Below are 233 nucleotides of genomic sequence, written 5' to 3'. Positions count from 1 at the left end.
TCATCGCTCTTGTTGCGCGGGTGCTCCTTGAGGCCCGCGGGCAGGCAGTGGCTGTAGGTGACGGGCTTCTTGGAGGCGAGGATGGCCTCCTCGCTGGTCTTGGCGCCCACGTGCGAGAGGTCCACCATGATGCCCACGCGGTTCATCTCGGCGATGACCTCGTGGCCGTAGCCGGAGAGGCCGCCGTCGCGCTCGTAGCAGCCCGTGCCGATCAGGTTCTGGGTGTTGTAGCA

At 66.5% G+C, this 233-nt stretch carries 1 protein-coding gene; it reads right to left on the bottom strand.

All coding sequences use genetic code 11. From position 1 onward, the window contains the following. Positions 1–233: membrane dipeptidase (locus SM757_RS35370; RefSeq protein WP_322468921.1), on the bottom strand; the 233-nt coding region annotated here is incomplete at both ends.

It is taken from the genome of Azohydromonas lata (assembly GCF_034427735.1).
GTDB lineage: Bacteria > Pseudomonadota > Gammaproteobacteria > Burkholderiales > Burkholderiaceae_C > Azohydromonas > Azohydromonas lata.
This window is presented reverse-complemented; position numbering and strand designations above follow the sequence as displayed.